General features: G+C 37.2%; 22 protein-coding genes. 5 read left to right on the plus strand and 17 right to left on the minus strand.

Annotated elements, in window-relative coordinates; genetic code table 11:
• Positions 1-53: 53 nt before the first annotated feature.
• On the minus strand, positions 54-377 hold the full coding sequence (locus MKY04_RS21135; protein WP_126292276.1) for a 2-keto-3-deoxygluconate kinase: 324 nt from the start codon (positions 375-377) through the stop codon (positions 54-56).
• A gap of 168 nt (positions 378-545) precedes the next feature.
• On the opposite strand from MKY04_RS21135, the gene MKY04_RS21140 reads away from it, so the two are divergent.
• From MKY04_RS21140 to MKY04_RS21150, 3 genes are all read left to right on the plus strand, one after another.
• Entirely contained in the window at positions 546-1,403 is an 858-nt protein-coding gene (locus MKY04_RS21140; RefSeq protein ID WP_346235092.1) for a carbon-nitrogen hydrolase family protein, read from the plus strand.
• A gap of 26 nt (positions 1,404-1,429) precedes the next feature.
• Positions 1,430-2,098, plus strand: a complete 669-nt coding sequence (locus MKY04_RS21145; protein ID WP_126292278.1) for a GNAT family N-acetyltransferase — start codon at positions 1,430-1,432, stop codon at positions 2,096-2,098.
• 213 nt (positions 2,099-2,311) lie between these two features.
• Positions 2,312-3,229, plus strand: a complete 918-nt coding sequence (locus MKY04_RS21150; protein WP_126292279.1) for a PhzF family phenazine biosynthesis protein — start codon at positions 2,312-2,314, stop codon at positions 3,227-3,229.
• Positions 3,230-3,374: 145 nt separating this feature from the next.
• Here the strand turns inward: MKY04_RS21150 and MKY04_RS21155 are convergent, their stop codons facing one another.
• Complete coding sequence (locus MKY04_RS21155) at positions 3,375-3,638, minus strand: alpha/beta-type small acid-soluble spore protein (protein ID WP_126292280.1); 264 nt, start codon at positions 3,636-3,638, stop codon at positions 3,375-3,377.
• Positions 3,639-3,785: 147 nt separating this feature from the next.
• A complete protein-coding gene (locus tag MKY04_RS21160) occupies positions 3,786-3,995 on the minus strand; it encodes a hypothetical protein (RefSeq protein ID WP_126292281.1) in 210 nt (69 codons plus the stop codon).
• 178 nt (positions 3,996-4,173) lie between these two features.
• Between MKY04_RS21160 and MKY04_RS21165 the strand changes: the two genes are divergently transcribed.
• Positions 4,174-4,596 carry a hypothetical protein gene (locus MKY04_RS21165; RefSeq protein WP_126292282.1) on the plus strand — a complete coding sequence of 141 codons (423 nt, stop codon included), beginning with the start codon at positions 4,174-4,176 and terminating at the stop codon, positions 4,594-4,596.
• A gap of 94 nt (positions 4,597-4,690) precedes the next feature.
• On the opposite strand, the gene MKY04_RS21170 is transcribed toward MKY04_RS21165, so the two are convergent.
• Entirely contained in the window at positions 4,691-5,401 is a 711-nt protein-coding gene (locus MKY04_RS21170) for a class A sortase (protein WP_126292283.1), read from the minus strand.
• Positions 5,402-5,759: 358 nt separating this feature from the next.
• Here MKY04_RS21170 and MKY04_RS21175 point away from each other — a divergent pair, with 358 nt between their 5' ends.
• Positions 5,760-6,734, plus strand: coding sequence for a S8 family peptidase (locus MKY04_RS21175; protein ID WP_126292284.1), 975 nt, complete (start codon positions 5,760-5,762; stop codon positions 6,732-6,734).
• Positions 6,735-6,847: 113 nt separating this feature from the next.
• On the opposite strand, the gene rpsI is transcribed toward MKY04_RS21175, so the two are convergent.
• The 13 genes from rpsI to MKY04_RS21240 form a co-directional block, all read right to left on the minus strand.
• Positions 6,848-7,240, minus strand: coding sequence for a 30S ribosomal protein S9 (gene rpsI / locus MKY04_RS21180; protein WP_106781794.1), 393 nt, complete (start codon positions 7,238-7,240; stop codon positions 6,848-6,850).
• A gap of 22 nt (positions 7,241-7,262) precedes the next feature.
• Positions 7,263-7,700, minus strand: coding sequence for a 50S ribosomal protein L13 (rplM, locus tag MKY04_RS21185; protein WP_126292299.1), 438 nt, complete (start codon positions 7,698-7,700; stop codon positions 7,263-7,265).
• Between the two features lie 200 nt (positions 7,701-7,900).
• The gene (gene truA / locus MKY04_RS21190) at positions 7,901-8,641 is read right to left on the minus strand and encodes a tRNA pseudouridine(38-40) synthase TruA (protein ID WP_346235093.1); all 741 of its coding nucleotides are present in this window, start codon (positions 8,639-8,641) and stop codon (positions 7,901-7,903) included.
• A 14-nt stretch (positions 8,642-8,655) separates the two neighbouring features.
• The gene (locus MKY04_RS21195) at positions 8,656-9,453 is read right to left on the minus strand and encodes an energy-coupling factor transporter transmembrane protein EcfT (protein WP_346235094.1); all 798 of its coding nucleotides are present in this window, start codon (positions 9,451-9,453) and stop codon (positions 8,656-8,658) included.
• On the minus strand, positions 9,450-10,322 hold the full coding sequence (locus MKY04_RS21200) for an energy-coupling factor ABC transporter ATP-binding protein (RefSeq protein WP_346235095.1): 873 nt from the start codon (positions 10,320-10,322) through the stop codon (positions 9,450-9,452). Before MKY04_RS21200 ends, MKY04_RS21195 begins: the two co-directional genes overlap by 4 nt.
• Positions 10,298-11,143, minus strand: a complete 846-nt coding sequence (locus MKY04_RS21205; RefSeq protein WP_346235096.1) for an energy-coupling factor ABC transporter ATP-binding protein — start codon at positions 11,141-11,143, stop codon at positions 10,298-10,300. The genes MKY04_RS21200 and MKY04_RS21205 overlap by 25 nt, the downstream gene beginning before the upstream one ends.
• A gap of 484 nt (positions 11,144-11,627) precedes the next feature.
• Positions 11,628-12,008, minus strand: a complete 381-nt coding sequence (gene rplQ, locus MKY04_RS21210) for a 50S ribosomal protein L17 (protein ID WP_126292304.1) — start codon at positions 12,006-12,008, stop codon at positions 11,628-11,630.
• A gap of 47 nt (positions 12,009-12,055) precedes the next feature.
• Positions 12,056-13,000, minus strand: coding sequence for a DNA-directed RNA polymerase subunit alpha (locus MKY04_RS21215; RefSeq protein ID WP_122971292.1), 945 nt, complete (start codon positions 12,998-13,000; stop codon positions 12,056-12,058).
• Positions 13,001-13,140: 140 nt separating this feature from the next.
• The gene (gene rpsK, locus MKY04_RS21220) at positions 13,141-13,530 is read right to left on the minus strand and encodes a 30S ribosomal protein S11 (RefSeq protein WP_036172483.1); all 390 of its coding nucleotides are present in this window, start codon (positions 13,528-13,530) and stop codon (positions 13,141-13,143) included.
• Positions 13,531-13,555: 25 nt separating this feature from the next.
• Positions 13,556-13,921, minus strand: coding sequence for a 30S ribosomal protein S13 (rpsM, locus tag MKY04_RS21225; protein WP_126292305.1), 366 nt, complete (start codon positions 13,919-13,921; stop codon positions 13,556-13,558).
• Positions 13,922-13,943: 22 nt separating this feature from the next.
• Positions 13,944-14,057, minus strand: a complete 114-nt coding sequence (gene rpmJ / locus MKY04_RS21230) for a 50S ribosomal protein L36 (RefSeq protein WP_000868344.1) — start codon at positions 14,055-14,057, stop codon at positions 13,944-13,946.
• A 37-nt stretch (positions 14,058-14,094) separates the two neighbouring features.
• Positions 14,095-14,313 (minus strand): translation initiation factor IF-1, encoded by a 219-nt coding sequence (infA, locus tag MKY04_RS21235; protein WP_016839390.1) that lies wholly within the window; start codon positions 14,311-14,313, stop codon positions 14,095-14,097.
• Positions 14,314-14,749: 436 nt separating this feature from the next.
• Positions 14,750-15,406: an adenylate kinase gene (locus MKY04_RS21240; protein WP_126292306.1), complete on the minus strand. Its 657-nt coding sequence runs from the start codon at positions 15,404-15,406 to the stop codon at positions 14,750-14,752.
• Positions 15,407-15,461 lie beyond the last annotated feature (55 nt).

The following is a 15,461-nucleotide window of genomic DNA, read 5'->3' on the forward strand; positions in this document are numbered from 1 at the left end:
ACGATAGTAAAAGTTATTTGAATCCATGTAAATTAGTTATTGAAAGTCTACAGTTATTGATTAGACTTGTCATGCTTATTTAAGTCTGATATTTCATTAGAAACCTCTTGTAATTCAAAGGCTGCTTTGAAGTCATTTATGATGTCCTCAGTTGCTTTTAGTTCACCTGCAATTACTTGCTGTATTGTTTGATATTCTGGGCATGCCAATTGTTTCTTTAGTGTATCCCGCTTAATAACTAGCTGCTGATAAAAAGCTAACACTCTTCCACGTCTAAATGTTTTGGCTCCATGACTTCCTCTTCCTCGCTTACCGATTCCTTGATCATGTTCAGAAAAAGCCACTTCACCTAATTGACCATTCTGTTTGCTAATCATAAAAATGCACCGCCCTCTGCATACAATTGTATACATAAGTATACAAATTTACAATAAACTTTCATTAAAAACTTTTATGCATGGAGAAGAGAAGTTTAAATACTTCATTTAAGCAGAAAATCTCCTATAATATAACTATCAAAAAAATCTTAAAAAAGAGGGTTGTGTATGAAGTTTCGTGTTTCAGCAGTACAATATCATCTACATTCAATTCAGTCTTTCGAGGAATTTGCTCACCAATGTGAGCATTATATAAAGGCAGCTTTAGAGTTTGATACAGAGTTCATTTTATTCCCTGAGTTTTTTACAACACAATTACTATCGATTAAAGGCAAAGACGGCAAAGCTCTAACAATTAATGATTTACCTTCCTATACAGAGCAATATCAAGAATTATTCGTTTCATTTGCTAAAAAGTATAATATTTATATTATTGCGGGTACGCATGTTGTCGAGGTAAATGGAAAATTGCGCAACACCGCCCATTTATTTTACCCGGACGGTCGAATCGGAACACAGGCGAAACTTCATATTACTCCTACAGAAGTCCATGAATGGAATATGTCTCGCGGTGAAGGTTTAGAAATATTCGATACAGACAAAGGGAAAATTGCAATTCTTACTTGTTATGACATTGAATTCCCAGAAATCGTTCGTATGGCAAAAGCAAAAGGAACAGATGTCATCTTCTGTCCATCGTGCACAGATGACCGCCACGGTTTCCATCGTGTACGTTATACAAGTCATGCCCGCGCGATCGAAAATCAAGTATATGTTGTCTTAACAGGTACTGTAGGAGCTCTTCCTACTGTTGATTTTATGCGTGCAAACTTTGGGCAAGCTGCAATTATTACTCCTAATGATGTACCTTTCCCTCCTAAGGGTCTTTTAGCTGAAGGGGAAATTAACAACGATATGATTATTACAGCAGATTTAGATCTTGAGCTGCTTTATAAAGTGCGAGAAAAAGGCTCTGTAACTACTTGGCGTGATCGAAGAGTTGATTTATACACAGATTGGGAATAGAAATTTTTGTTTAGGGGGAGAAGCACATGTATCGGAGTGAGCAGCTATTATTTGATAACGGAAAACCAGTACCAATTATTATCCGCAACTATTCAACAGATGATTTCGATGACTTAATCGAGATACAAGCGGAATGTTTCCCACCTCCTTTTCCATCAGAATTATGGTGGAATAAAAAACAGCTAACAAATCATGTAACACTTTTCCCCGAAGGTGCTTTATGCATTGAAATTGACGGGAAGGTCGTTAGCTCATTGACAGGGGTTTGTGTTCACTTTGACCCTGCACACCCTGAACATACTTGGGCAGAAGCAACCGACCACGGCTATATTACAAACCACGATCCAAATGGCAATACACTTTATATTGTAGATATAAGCGTTCGGCCTGCTTTCCGATCTCTAGGACTTGGGAAAATTATGATGCAATCCATGTATCATGTAATAATTGAAAAAGGATTAGACCGCTTGCTTGGCGGCGGACGAATGCCTGGATACTACAAACATGCTAACAACATGACAGCTAACGAATATATCGACGCAGTTGTTCGAGGGGAGCTGCATGACCCCGTAATTTCTTTTTTATTAAGATGCGGTCGCTTACCCTTAACTGTAGTAGAGAATTACTTGGATGATGAGGAATCACTTAATTATGGAGTTTTAATGGAGTGGAAAAATCCATTTAAGGGAATTTAGATTGTTCTTCCTATCCCACATTTGTAAGCAGTTTGTGTGCCCTAAGTGAACCATTGCTCTTTTTAATTTCAAAGGGATGCCTAGTTTAACTGGGCATCCCTTTAATTCATGTTACTCTAAATTACCATATTTCCTTTTACAAAACTGTATAATAAATACATACTTATAAATTTGTAAGTACAGTCTAAAATTTTAAAACTGGGGGGAAGGTATTTGAAAGAATATGTGTATACGTTAGTCGATGTATTTACAAATAAAAGATTCGGAGGCAATCCACTTGCTGTTTTTGAAAACGCAGAAGGTCTTACGACAGAAATGATGCAATTAATTGCTAATGAATTAAATTTATCTGAAACAACATTCGTATTTCCACCTAGTGTTCCTAATAACACTAAAAAATTACGCATTTTCACTCCGAAGTTAGAGCTTCCTATGGCAGGACATCCAACAATAGGAACAGCTTATGTATTAGCTACAAAAGGGATTGTTTCTACAAACGACGGCTCCAATGAATGGGTTTTAGAAGAAGGAGTTGGAGACATTCCAGTTACTGTTTATAAGGAAAATAATAATATTATTAAGAGCGAGATGGAACAACCGATTGCAGAGTTTGGAGAAACCTTTACGGATATAGATTTAATTTCACAGCTTTTATCATTGGAAAAAGAAGAAATTGCTCAAACATTGCCTATAATTTCTGTTTCCTCAGGCGTACCTTTTTTGTTTATTCCAATTAAATCATTAGCTGCAATGAAGAAAATAAATTTCCGTACAGATGTATGGCAGGAACATTTTAATACACATCCAAATCGTCAGCATATTTTTACATTTACTACTGAAACGGTAGAGGAAGTTTCGCAGGTTCATAGTCGAATGTTTGCACCTGCAATGGGTATAGCTGAAGATCCGGCAACTGGAGGTGCAAGTGGACCATTAGGAGCTTATTTAATAAAATATGGTGTTATTCCTAGCAATGCGGACGGCGTCTACCAAATTAGAAGTGAACAAGGATTTGAAATGGGGCGCCCAAGCTACATTGATATAACAATTCACAAGTCTAAAAATGCCATTCAAAAAATAAAAGTTGGAGGTCCAGCAATAATTATTGGTACGGGGAAAATTTATTTATAAATCGTTTTGAATATGTATCAGGCTGGAGGAATAATAAAATTTCTTCAGCCTTATTGACTTTTTTCGTTTTACAAAATAAAAAAAGCCCCAAAGCAAATGCATTGAGAGCCTTATATGTGCAAAAACTTAAAAATGAGTTTCTTTTTCATGATTGTTTTTTAGTTAAGTTTTCTTGAGCCATCTTTACAAGCTCCTTAACCATATTACCACCTAATTGTCCACCGACCTTGCCAGCTTCTTCAGAAGTAAGCTTTCCATTATAGCCTTCTTTTAACGGTATACCGATTTCTTGGGCAACCTCAAATTTAGCCTGTTCAGGATTAGCCGTGCCAGCAACTTTGGCCTTTAATTGATCCAGCGCCTGTCTTGCTTCTGGTATTAAAATTTTATTTCTATTTCTTCTCCCCATAATTGTCCCTCCTTTATTTTTATGATGTCCTGAAAGAGGGAAAACATGTTTCGAAGTTATTTATTCTAACGCTAAACACACGAAAATATTTTACCAAGTGAATCTGAACAAAGTGATTATCCTGTTTATTATAACTACGGTCATTTTTTATTTTGATTTTTCTTTTCTTGATTGCATATATTGCTGTGTTAGCATCCCTGCATTATAAACTGAAATAATCATTACTAAATAAAATAACAGTCTAGGAAGATTAAATTCTCCCCGAAATGAAAAGTCCGTATAGTTAAAAGAATTAATTATAAAACCCAGAGCAACTGCTATCGATAAAAAGAATTGGCCTTTTATAGATTTTACCATCATAATCCTCCAGACACACTTGTAAAATTTCCTTTATTTTACCATTTAAATTTTCACTTCTCCATCTAAATAAACCTTAAAAAATTCTGTTTATAAATAAGCGTGTTATTCCACCCGAATATCTCGCTGTTTTTTGTACATATTATCAATACAAATGTATATAAAGGTGGGAATCTATATGGAAGACGCCAAAAAAAGATTGGAAATACTAATAGATAATACACTACAAGTTCTTGATCATATGGTAGTAGATTCTGAATATAACGAAATGCTTCAATCTATTAAAAGTGGGTTAAGCGAGCAAAAAAGAAAGGCCGCGGCATTCTCGAATAACACAAATGAAGAGCTCAAAAATGAAGCACTTGCTATGACTAAAACTTTAAGTGAAATTAATAATAAGGTACAGGAATTAGAAACAAATTTAATGGAGGATTATAAAAAATCAACAGGGAACCGAATTGAAGCATATGAGAATTTGTCTATAGATGAGCAAAGAGAGCAAGCTGAGTCCTATCATGATAAAATTGATTACTTAAGTGCTGTAAAGGTCCGTGAAAATATAAATGATATGAATGAGATTTTATCTAAAATAATGTCTTAAAAATTCGAAAGATATATCCAGAGGTTTTGAATTTTTTCTTAAAAATAAAACACATCAACTCGTAATGTTGATGTGTTTCGTTTTCGATCCTCTTTTATTTATTATTCAACTCTATTTGAAAAGCCTCTATTACTTTACTTGTCGCCTCTTTAATCGGTATTTTTTTTACGAAATGAGCCCTTGTCAGTAATCTAGCGTTACCATCATTATCGCATGTAATTAAAGTTAAGATTTTCTTTCCTTCTATCTCATCAAGTACTTCAATTGCTGTTGCCTCGATTGTTCTTTGCTCGTCTACCTGATATTCATAAACATACTTTAAATCTGTTAGATAAACTGCTGCACCCTTTTCAACTTGAAATAAAGGGCTAAAAAGTAAATCTTCGCGATCCATATGATGCCCTGCTAAAGCATAATTGCCTTCTCCCATTGCTTGGTTCTCTTTCATTGTTCCTGCTGTTAATGCTAGTGTATAACTAGAAGTTCCTTTCCCGATAGGCAAATTCAAATTAACACTTGGAATGCTTATAGCTCCGATGACGGATATATCATCCTTATTTAAATTCGCTTTAAGAATTGTCTTTAAATCTAATTCTTCTACCTCTTCAAAGTTAAACGAAGTATTCTTTTCATTATTTTTTTCTATCTCACTTGCACTTATTGTATCTATTTTAATTGAATCTGTTCCCATTGAAACAAGTCGATTTTCTATTGTATTATGGAATACTAATAAAACCCCAATTAATAGAAGCATCAAAAATATTATGTTCTTTACTATTTTTAATATCTTTTGATTTTCCCTCATAATTTTCTCCCAGCATTAGATAGATATTGTCGTCATAACAAAACCCAAAAATAATTTCTTTAATTAAAGAGTTACTACTAGGTATTTACATTATATACATTAACTTATATTTTATCTTTTACTATATACTAAACAGCACCTAAAAATAAATGACCCGTAAGTAGTAGTTATTTTTGGGTACTAAATTAAGGGGGAATTTTTTAATGAAAGTTTATCTTCTCTGAAATAAACCTACCCCTTAGATGGAATGTAAAATTTATATACGAAAGAAGGAATACAAAACTTTATGTTGAACTTATAAAATAGGAAGTCATTACCAATTGGTAACTTCCATATTTTAATTTGAAGGAGGATGAAAATGATTCATAAGCCGTTACAAGTCAAATTAATCCCTTACACTATTGAGTCGATTGTAGAAATGGCAAACGAAACACCAAAAGGGGTAGATTTAATTCAAGCACCCTCGATTTGGGAAGATAGTAATCAAGGTGAAGGCATTGTAATTGCAGTAATTGATACTGGTATTGAAACCGACCATCCCGACCTCAAAGATCAAATTATCGACGGACGAAATTTTACTTCCGATTATGATGGAGACCCTAATATATTTGAAGATAACAATGGACATGGAACCCATGTCTCAGGAACGATAGCCGCTAGTTTAAATAATGAAGGCGTTGTTGGTGTAGCTCCTAAAGCTAAAATTTTAAGTTTGAAAGTATTAACTGGACAAGGAACGGGAGATTATGAGTGGATTATCAACGCTATTAACTATGCAGTAGAATGGCGTGGACCACAAGGAGAACGAGTACGCGTAATCTCAATGTCACTTGGTGGTCCTGAAGATGTTCCAGAATTGCATAAAGCCATACAAAACGCAGTTAGCCAAGATATATCTGTTGTTGTCGCAGCTGGAAACGAAGGGGATAATATTGAAGATACATTTGAGTATTCTTATCCTGGAAAATATAATGAAGTCATTCAAGTTGGAGCCGTTGATCATAACTTAAGGCTTGCTCCGTTTACAAATAACAATGAAGAAATAGATATTGTTGCTCCTGGAGTAGAAGTTGTTTCTACTTACTTAGGACACAAATACGCTTCTCTTTCCGGCACATCAATGGCTACCCCTCACATCGCTGGCGCTATAGCATTGCTTATTAATTTAAGTGAAAGAGAGTTTGGTAGACCTTTTAGTGAAACAGAAATTTATGCACAGCTTATTAAACGAACTTTACCAATAGGAAAACGTAAAAGTTCTGAAGGTAATGGATTTCTCATACTTAACTTAGTTGAAAAAATTCAAGACATTATGAATGCGGCTCGAATTTAACGCCACTGAAAATAACATGGTTTCTCACAAAGCATTTTATCCTTTGTGAACCACAAAAAAACCCTTTCTCGGCAATCCGAGAAAGGGTTTTAAAACGTTGATATAACGTAATATTAACGTTTTGAGAATTGAGGCGCACGACGAGCACCTTTAAGACCGTATTTTTTACGTTCTTTCATACGTGGGTCACGAGTTAGTAAACCTGCAGATTTAAGTGCTGGACGGAAATCTGGGTCAACTTGTAGTAACGCACGAGCGATACCGTGACGGATTGCACCAGCTTGACCAGTGAATCCACCACCGTTTACGTTTACGAATACATCGTAGCTACCTTTAGTTTGAGTAGCTTCTAAAGGTTGGTTGATGATTAAGTGTAAAGTTTCGAATGGTAAGTAGTCTTCGATGTTACGGTTGTTGATAACGATTTTGCCTTCGCCTGGTACTAGACGTACGCGAGCTACTGAGCTTTTACGGCGACCAGTGCCGATATATTGAACTTGTGCCAAGTGTATATCCTCCTCTAATTAATTATCCGCGAAGCGTATAGCTTTCTGGTTTTTGTGCTGCATGTGGATGTTCTGCTCCAGCGTAAACGTGAAGTTTACCGAACATTTTACGACCTAAAGAGTTTTTAGGAAGCATACCTTTTACTGCTAATTCAAGCATTTGTGTTGGGTATTTTTCTTTCATTTCACCAGCTGTACGTTGTTTTAAACCACCAGCGAATTGAGTGTGACGGTAGTAAATTTTACCTTCTAATTTGTTACCAGTTAATTGAATTTTTTCTGCGTTGATGATGATTACGTGATCACCTGTGTCAACGTTTGGTGTGAATGTTGGTTTATGTTTACCGCGTAAGATAGAAGCTACTTCAGAAGCTAAACGTCCAAGTGTTTGGCCTTCTGCGTCAACAACTAACCATTTACGCTCTACTTCGTGACCTTTAGCCAAGAATGTTGTACGCATTTATATATCCTCCTAATCGATTCGATTACCGTTATTTTTCATTAGTATACACTTATAAGTTTCGGGGCTTATTTGTGGTTGGTAATGAAAATACCATATGTCATAATATAATAAATTACAAAAGAAGTCAAGTGAAAAAGTGCACACCTGGAAAAGTTGTTTTTTATTTAGTGACAAACAAACACTAATCCATTAGCCCATTAATAGTATACTTTTTCAAGATACAAACCGTGTGCTGGCGCGGTTTTGCCAGCTTTTCCGCGATCCATCGATGCAACGATGTCTAGTAAATCACCCGGTTCACGTTTACCGATCCCCACTTCCCAAAGTGTGCCAGCAATGATTCGCACCATGTTATATAAAAAGCCATTTCCCTCAATTACCATGTGCAGCTCTTCTCCATGCCACTCAAATATTAAATTACGAACGGTGCGTACTTTATCAATAACACTTGTGTTGGCCGCGCAAAAACATGAAAAATCATGCGTACCGATAATAAACTGAGCAGCATCTCGCATTTTTTCTAAATCTGGTTTAATACCATTCGTATCAACTGTGTATTGTCTACGAAAAGGACTTTGTACTTCCTCGCAATTCCAAATGTAACGATAGCGTTTGCCGCTTACACTAAATCTTGCATGAAAATCACTAGCTGCCTCTTCAACCTCTAAAACACGAATATCACGAGGCAGCTGCACATTTAACGCTTTTTTGTAACGGTCGAGTGGTATTGTAAGATTCGTATCAAAATGAATGACTTGTCCTGTTGCATGGACGCGTGCATCAGTACGCCCACTAGCAGTTACCCTCACTTTTGATCCTTTATGCATTTTTGTTAATACATTCTCTAGTTCAAGCTGCACAGTACGTTCTCCAGGCTGAACTTGATATCCAGCAAAAAGCGTACCATCATAACTAATCGTTGCTTTTAAACGTCTCATACCTTCACCTCGTATTAGCTGCGGAAGAATACTAATACAGCAGTCATTGCTACCAGCAAGACGATGCTTAATGAATCCCGCCAATCCCATTTAAGCTGGCGGTATCGTGTTCTACCTTCTCCTCCACGGTAGCCACGGACTTCCATAGCAGTAGCTAAATCCTCAGCTCGTTTAAATGCACTTACAAATAGAGGTACAAGAAGAGGTACAACTGCTTTAAGACGATCTTTTAGTGGTCCTGCACTTAAATCAGAGCCGCGTGCCATTTGCGCCTTCATAATCTTATCCGTCTCATCCATTAATGTTGGAATAAAACGAAGTGCAATTGACATCATTAATGCTAATTCGTGAACAGGCATTTTGAGCTTCTTTAACGGATTTAATAAAACTTCAATCCCATCTGTAATCGAAATAGGTGAAGTAGTTAACGTTAGAATAGATGTCATAAATACTAGCACTAAGAAACGAATAGAAATAAAGATCCCTTGTCTTAAACCTTCCTCATACACTTTAAAGAAACCAAGCTCAAAGAGAATATCGCCTTCTCTTGTAAAGATTATATGAATAAGGAACGTGAAAACTAATAATATAATGACAGGCTTTAATCCGTTAATTAAAAAATACAAACGTATTTTAGACATAAAGATGACAAATAATGTGAACGCTAATATTAAAGCATATGTGGCCACATTGTTAGCTAAAAAGACTATTATGATAAAAGCAAATACAAAAATCAATTTCGAACGAGGGTCTAGCCTATGGACAAAAGAATCCCCAGGAATATAACGACCAAAAATCATTTTTTCCATCATTGCACATCACGCCCCTCTCTCAGTGCGCGGGCAACTTCTTCGGCCAACTCTTCTTCTGTTAAACAGATTTTTGATAATTTCCGATTTAGCATTCTTTCAATCTTTTGTTGGAAACGAACAATATGTGGCAACTCTAAACGATAATTTTCGAGCGTCTTGCCATCCGCAAAAATTTCTCTAGGTGTTCCACTTAACACGCAATGTCCTTCATGCATTATAGCTATATTATCTGCATACCGCGCTGCATCTTCCATGCTGTGTGTAACAAGTATTGTCGTCAATCCCCGTTCTTTATGGAGCTGATAAAACATATCCATAATTTCACGTTGACCACGTGGATCTAAACCTGCTGTCGGCTCGTCCAATACAATTACTTCAGGATCCATAGCAAGGACCCCAGCAATCGCAACACGTCGCATTTGCCCCCCAGATAAGTCAAATGGAGATTTATTTAGTACTCCTTCAGGAAGACCTACTAATTTAATAAGCTCCCTTGCACGTTGTTCAGCTTCCTGTTCAGACACACCAAAGTTCATTGGGCCAAACATAATATCTTTTAAAACAGTTTCTTCAAACAATTGATGCTCTGGAAACTGAAAGACTATTCCAACTTTTTGGCGTATAGGTTTTAACTCCCTCGCCTTTTTCCCAGCCTCAATCACACGTTCTCCAATATGTACTTGTCCTTTTGACGGTTTTAAAAGACCATTAAAGTGCTGTAATATGGTTGATTTACCCGATCCAGTATGCCCTATTATCGCTTGATACGTTTTCGACGGAATTGCTAAATCTACATCAAATAAGGCAAACTTTTCAAAAGGTGTACCCATTGAATAAGCGTAACTTACTTGTTGAAGTTTGATGTCCATAAATCATTCACCAACTCTTCTTCTGTCATATGTTCTCCTGCTAGTTGTACACCCTTTGATTGGAAAAGCTTTGTCATTCTCATTGCAAAGGGCAGTTCTAAACCGAATTCAACAAGCTTGTCCCCTAGAGCAAATATTTCCTCTGGTGTACCTTCAGCATATTTTTTTCCGTCATTCATAAATAAAATACGGTCTGCATAAAGTGCCTCCTCCACATCATGTGTAATGGAAAGCACAGTTAAACCGATTTCTTCACGTAAAGCACGAACAGTTTTTAATACTTCATCTCTACCTTGCGGATCGAGCATAGATGTAGCCTCATCTAGAATAAGTAGTTTAGGCCGCATAGCAATTGCACCAGCTATTGCAACACGCTGCTTCTGACCACCAGATAAATGATGGGGTTCATGGTTTAAAAACTTGTCCATCTTTACTTGCTCAAGCGAAGTATGAACGCGTTTTACCATATCTTCAAAAGGCACACCGTTATTTTCTAATGCAAATGCAACGTCGTCCTGTACTGTTGCGCCAACGAATTGGTTATCAGGATTTTGGAATACCATTCCGATATTTGATCTCGTTTTCCAAAGATTTTCTTCAGTTAATACATCTTTCATAAAACGGACTTCTCCTTCTTGAGGGAAAAGTAATCCGCTTACCATTTTAACCATAGTTGATTTTCCAGAACCATTATGACCGACGATTGCAATCCATTCCCCTTTTTGGATGGAGAAGGATACATTTTGAACAGCTTTGCGGGCATCCGGAATTTCTGGACTATAAGAGTAACTTACGTTGTTAAATGATAAAATCTCTGTCACTTGCCTAGCTCCTCTCAAACTCACTCTACTAACTAACTTACACTGTTTTTATGTTCATTGCTACCATTTTTGATGTATTAGACAATGATTCTACATATATAAAAATAAGGTACGTTTACAAATGAACTAACCGATTAGTTTTAGAAACGTACTTTATTTTTGTATATGTATTAACTTTTAGGCAAACTATGAAGTTGGTATACTTTGCCATTTTTAAGAGAATAAAAAAGCGCGCACCTCATTCAGAGAAATGCGCTAATTACATTTAGAAACAAGAACACGGCTGCTCATTTCCGTGTTCTTATGAATGAGGTGCGGAGAGCTAGACGAGACGCCGCACGCATAGTGCTCGCTCATTATAACGCTCAAGCCATTTTATTGTCGTATAAATCATTTTAATGCTTATAAAAAGAGAGGGGTCCGGGTTCAACCGGTGAACCGGACACCCTCTTTTACCAGTAGTTTATTTGATAATATAATCAAATTATACTAATTCAATAACAACTACAGGTGCACCGTCTCCACGGCGAGGTCCTACTTTAAGGATACGAGTGTAACCACCTTGACGATCAGCGTAACGTGGTGCAACATCATCAAATAACTTTTGAAGTGCAAATGAAGTTGTTTCGTTACCTTCTGCGTCAGTAGTTGTTACTACTTCACGACGGATAAATGCAGCCGCTTGACGACGAGCATGTAAGTCTCCACGTTTACCTAAAGTAATCATTTTTTCAACTACAGAACGTAATTCTTTAGCACGTGCTTCAGTTGTTTCAATGCGTTCGTTGATGATTAAATCTGTAGCTAAATCACGTAATAACGCTTTACGTTGAGAACTTGTACGACCAAGTTTTCTGTAACCCATGGACGTTCCCTCCTTTATTTCTGATCTATATAGATTCATTCACTTGCTTAGTCTTCTTTGCGTAATCCTAAACCAAGCTCTTCTAATTTTGCTTTTACTTCTTCTAGCGACTTACGACCAAGATTACGTACTTTCATCATGTCGTCTTCAGACTTATTCGCAAGTTCTAATACCGTATTGATACCAGCGCGTTTTAAGCAGTTGTAAGAACGAACAGAAAGATCTAGTTCTTCAATCGTCATCTCTAAAACTTTTTCTTTTTGATCCTCTTCTTTTTCGACCATGATTTCAGCAGTTTGTGCTTCATTCGTTAAGCCTACGAAGATATTAAGGTGCTCAGTCAAAATTTTTGCTCCGAGCGAAATCGCCTCTTTTGGACCGATGCTACCATCTGTCCACACATCAAGTGATAACTTGTCGAAATCAGAATTCTGTCCAACACGAGTGTTCTCCACTTGAAAATTAACGCGTGAAACTGGAGTGTAAATAGAGTCGATCGGGATCACGCCGATAGGAAGATCCTCACGTTTGTTTTGATCAGCAGGAGTGTAACCACGGCCACGTCGAGCATACATACGCATACGTAAATGACCATTTTTAGCGATTGTTGCAATATAAAGATCTGGATTTAGTATTTCAACGTCACTGTCATGCGTAATGTCAGCAGCTGTAACTGTTGCATCACCTTTCACATCAATCTCAATAACTTTTTCTTCATCAGAGTAGATTTTCAGTGCAAGTTTTTTGATATTCAAAATAATTGAAGCAACGTCTTCTACTACACCTTCTACAGTTGAAAATTCGTGTAATACACCATCAATTTGGATAGATGTAACAGCAGCTCCTGGTAATGAAGACAGAAGGATACGACGTAAAGAATTACCCAAAGTGTTTCCATATCCGCGTTCAAGCGGTTCTACAACAAACTTGCCATATTTGGAATCTTCGCTGATCTCAACAGTTTCAATCTTTGGTTTTTCAATTTCGATCATTCAATTTACCCTCCTTCAAAACATCGAATGTATAGGTTCATACCATCATAATAGTCAAAAATCGTTGACTTTATAAAATTGCACAAGATTTTATTCTGTACAAGCAATGATGAACTCAAAAGAAATTTGAGATGCACCCATTACACACGACGACGTTTTGGCGGACGGCAACCGTTATGTGGAACTGGAGTAACATCTTTGATTGCAGTTACTTCTAAACCAGCAGCTTGAAGTGCACGGATAGCAGCTTCACGACCAGCACCAGGACCTTTAACAGTTACTTCCAACGTCTTCAGACCATGTTCAAGGGATGCTTTTGCAGCAGCCTCAGCAGCCATTTGAGCAGCGTATGGAGTAGATTTACGTGAGCCTTTGAAACCAAGCGCACCAGCACTAGACCAAGATACTGCGTTACCTTGCATATCTGTAATCGTTACGATTGTATTGTTAAATGTAGAACGAATGTGTGCAATACCAGATTCAATATTCTTTTTCACACGACGTTTACGAGTTTGTTGTTTACGAGCCATGTTAAGAAGGAACCCCCTTTACTTATTATTTTTTCTTGTTCGCTACAGTTTTACGAGGACCTTTACGCGTACGCGCATTGTTTTTCGTATTTTGACCACGAACAGGTAAACCACGACGGTGACGGATACCACGGAAAGAACCGATTTCCATCAAGCGTTTAATGTTAAGTGAAACTTCACGACGTAAGTCACCCTCAACTTTGTATTTATCTAATTGTTCACGGATTTTGTTTAATTCATCTTCAGTAAGATCGCGTACGCGAGTATCTTCAGAAACACCAGCAGCAGCTAATACTTTTTGAGATGTAGTTTTACCAATTCCGTAGATGTAAGTTAATGAAATTACCACGCGTTTGTCACGAGGAATATCAACACCAGCAATACGTGCCATTCTTTAGCGCACCTCCTTTTAATTATCCTTGTTTTTGTTTATGCTTAGGATTTTCACAGATTACCATTACTTTACCGCGTCGGCGAATTACTTTACATTTTTCGCAGATCGGTTTCACAGATGGTCTCACTTTCATCTAACCTAACCTCCTTAATAGTCCGGAGTGCAAAAGATTATTTAAAACGGTATGTGATACGACCGCGAGTTAAATCATAAGGAGATAACTCGATAGTAACCTTATCTCCAGGTAAAATTCGGATAAAGTGCATACGGATCTTTCCAGATACGTGTGCAAGCACCGTGTGCCCATTTTCTAATTCTACCTTAAACATCGCGTTTGGCAAAGTCTCAACAACTGTTCCTTCGACTTCAATTACATCGTCTTTCGCCATCAATCCTGTCTCCCTTCTATATGCAATTTCCGATTCTCTAACATACACGAAACAGAGAATCTATGCAACTGTTTTCTTCCAAATAAGAAGCAACTCCATCAACATATGCTTGGATTGTATGAGAGATGTTCGAAAGACGCTCGTCTGGTTTCGCTTCACACAATCCAGGGAATGGACTAGATCCGGTTAAGGAAACTTGCCTTCCTTATGTTATTCACGATAGCCGGAATGTCTTGAATGAGAGATTCATACCCGTTACACAGATGCTTCCACGAAACCCATTACACTAATCACAAAATAAATATAAAATTATATTCTTTTGTTTTCAATGTATACCGGGCACATTATGCTTTTGCAACTCTCAAAAATTATTGTTTTTTTGTTGCACCCGCAATCTCCCGCGAAAAGCAGTTTGACTTTCGCCTAATGCCGGGTATCAGCTGCGGCTGCCCTGTAGTAATAGAGCGTTTAAATCAGCAAATACTTTGTCAATATCTTGCTGACCATCAATATTTGTTAAAACACCTTTAGCTTCATAAAAATCAAGTAAAGGCTGAGCTTGATTCATATTTACTTCCAGACGGTTTGCCACCGTTTCAGGATTATCGTCCGCACGAGTATATAATTCGCCGCCATCTTTATCACATTTACCTTCCACTTTAGGAGGGTTAAAAATCACATGATAAGATGCACCGCAAACTTTACAAATACGACGACCACTTAGACGTGCAATAAGTTCATCTTTTTCAACTTGAATATTAATTGTATGTTCAATTTTCTTCCCAAGTTCGACTAAGATGCTGTCTAACGCTTCAGCTTGAGGAACTGTACGCGGGAATCCGTCTAATAAGAAGCCTTTTTCACAATCTTTTTGAGCAAGTCGTTCACGAACGATGCCAATCGTTACTTCATCAGGTACTAAAGCACCTTGATCCATATACGATTTAGCTTGTAAACCTAATTCTGTGCCATCTTTAATTGCTGCACGGAACATATCGCCTGTAGAAATATGAGGGATTTCGTACTTCTCAACAATTTTGTCTGCTTGTGTGCCTTTACCAGCACCAGGCAAACCCATTAAAACGATATTCATACGGAATTACTCCCCCTAAAGCTAGCTGGCTTAGGAAACTTAAACGTTTCCTAAA

The organism is Lysinibacillus telephonicus (assembly GCF_039654155.1).
GTDB lineage: Bacteria > Bacillota > Bacilli > Bacillales_A > Planococcaceae > Ureibacillus > Ureibacillus telephonicus.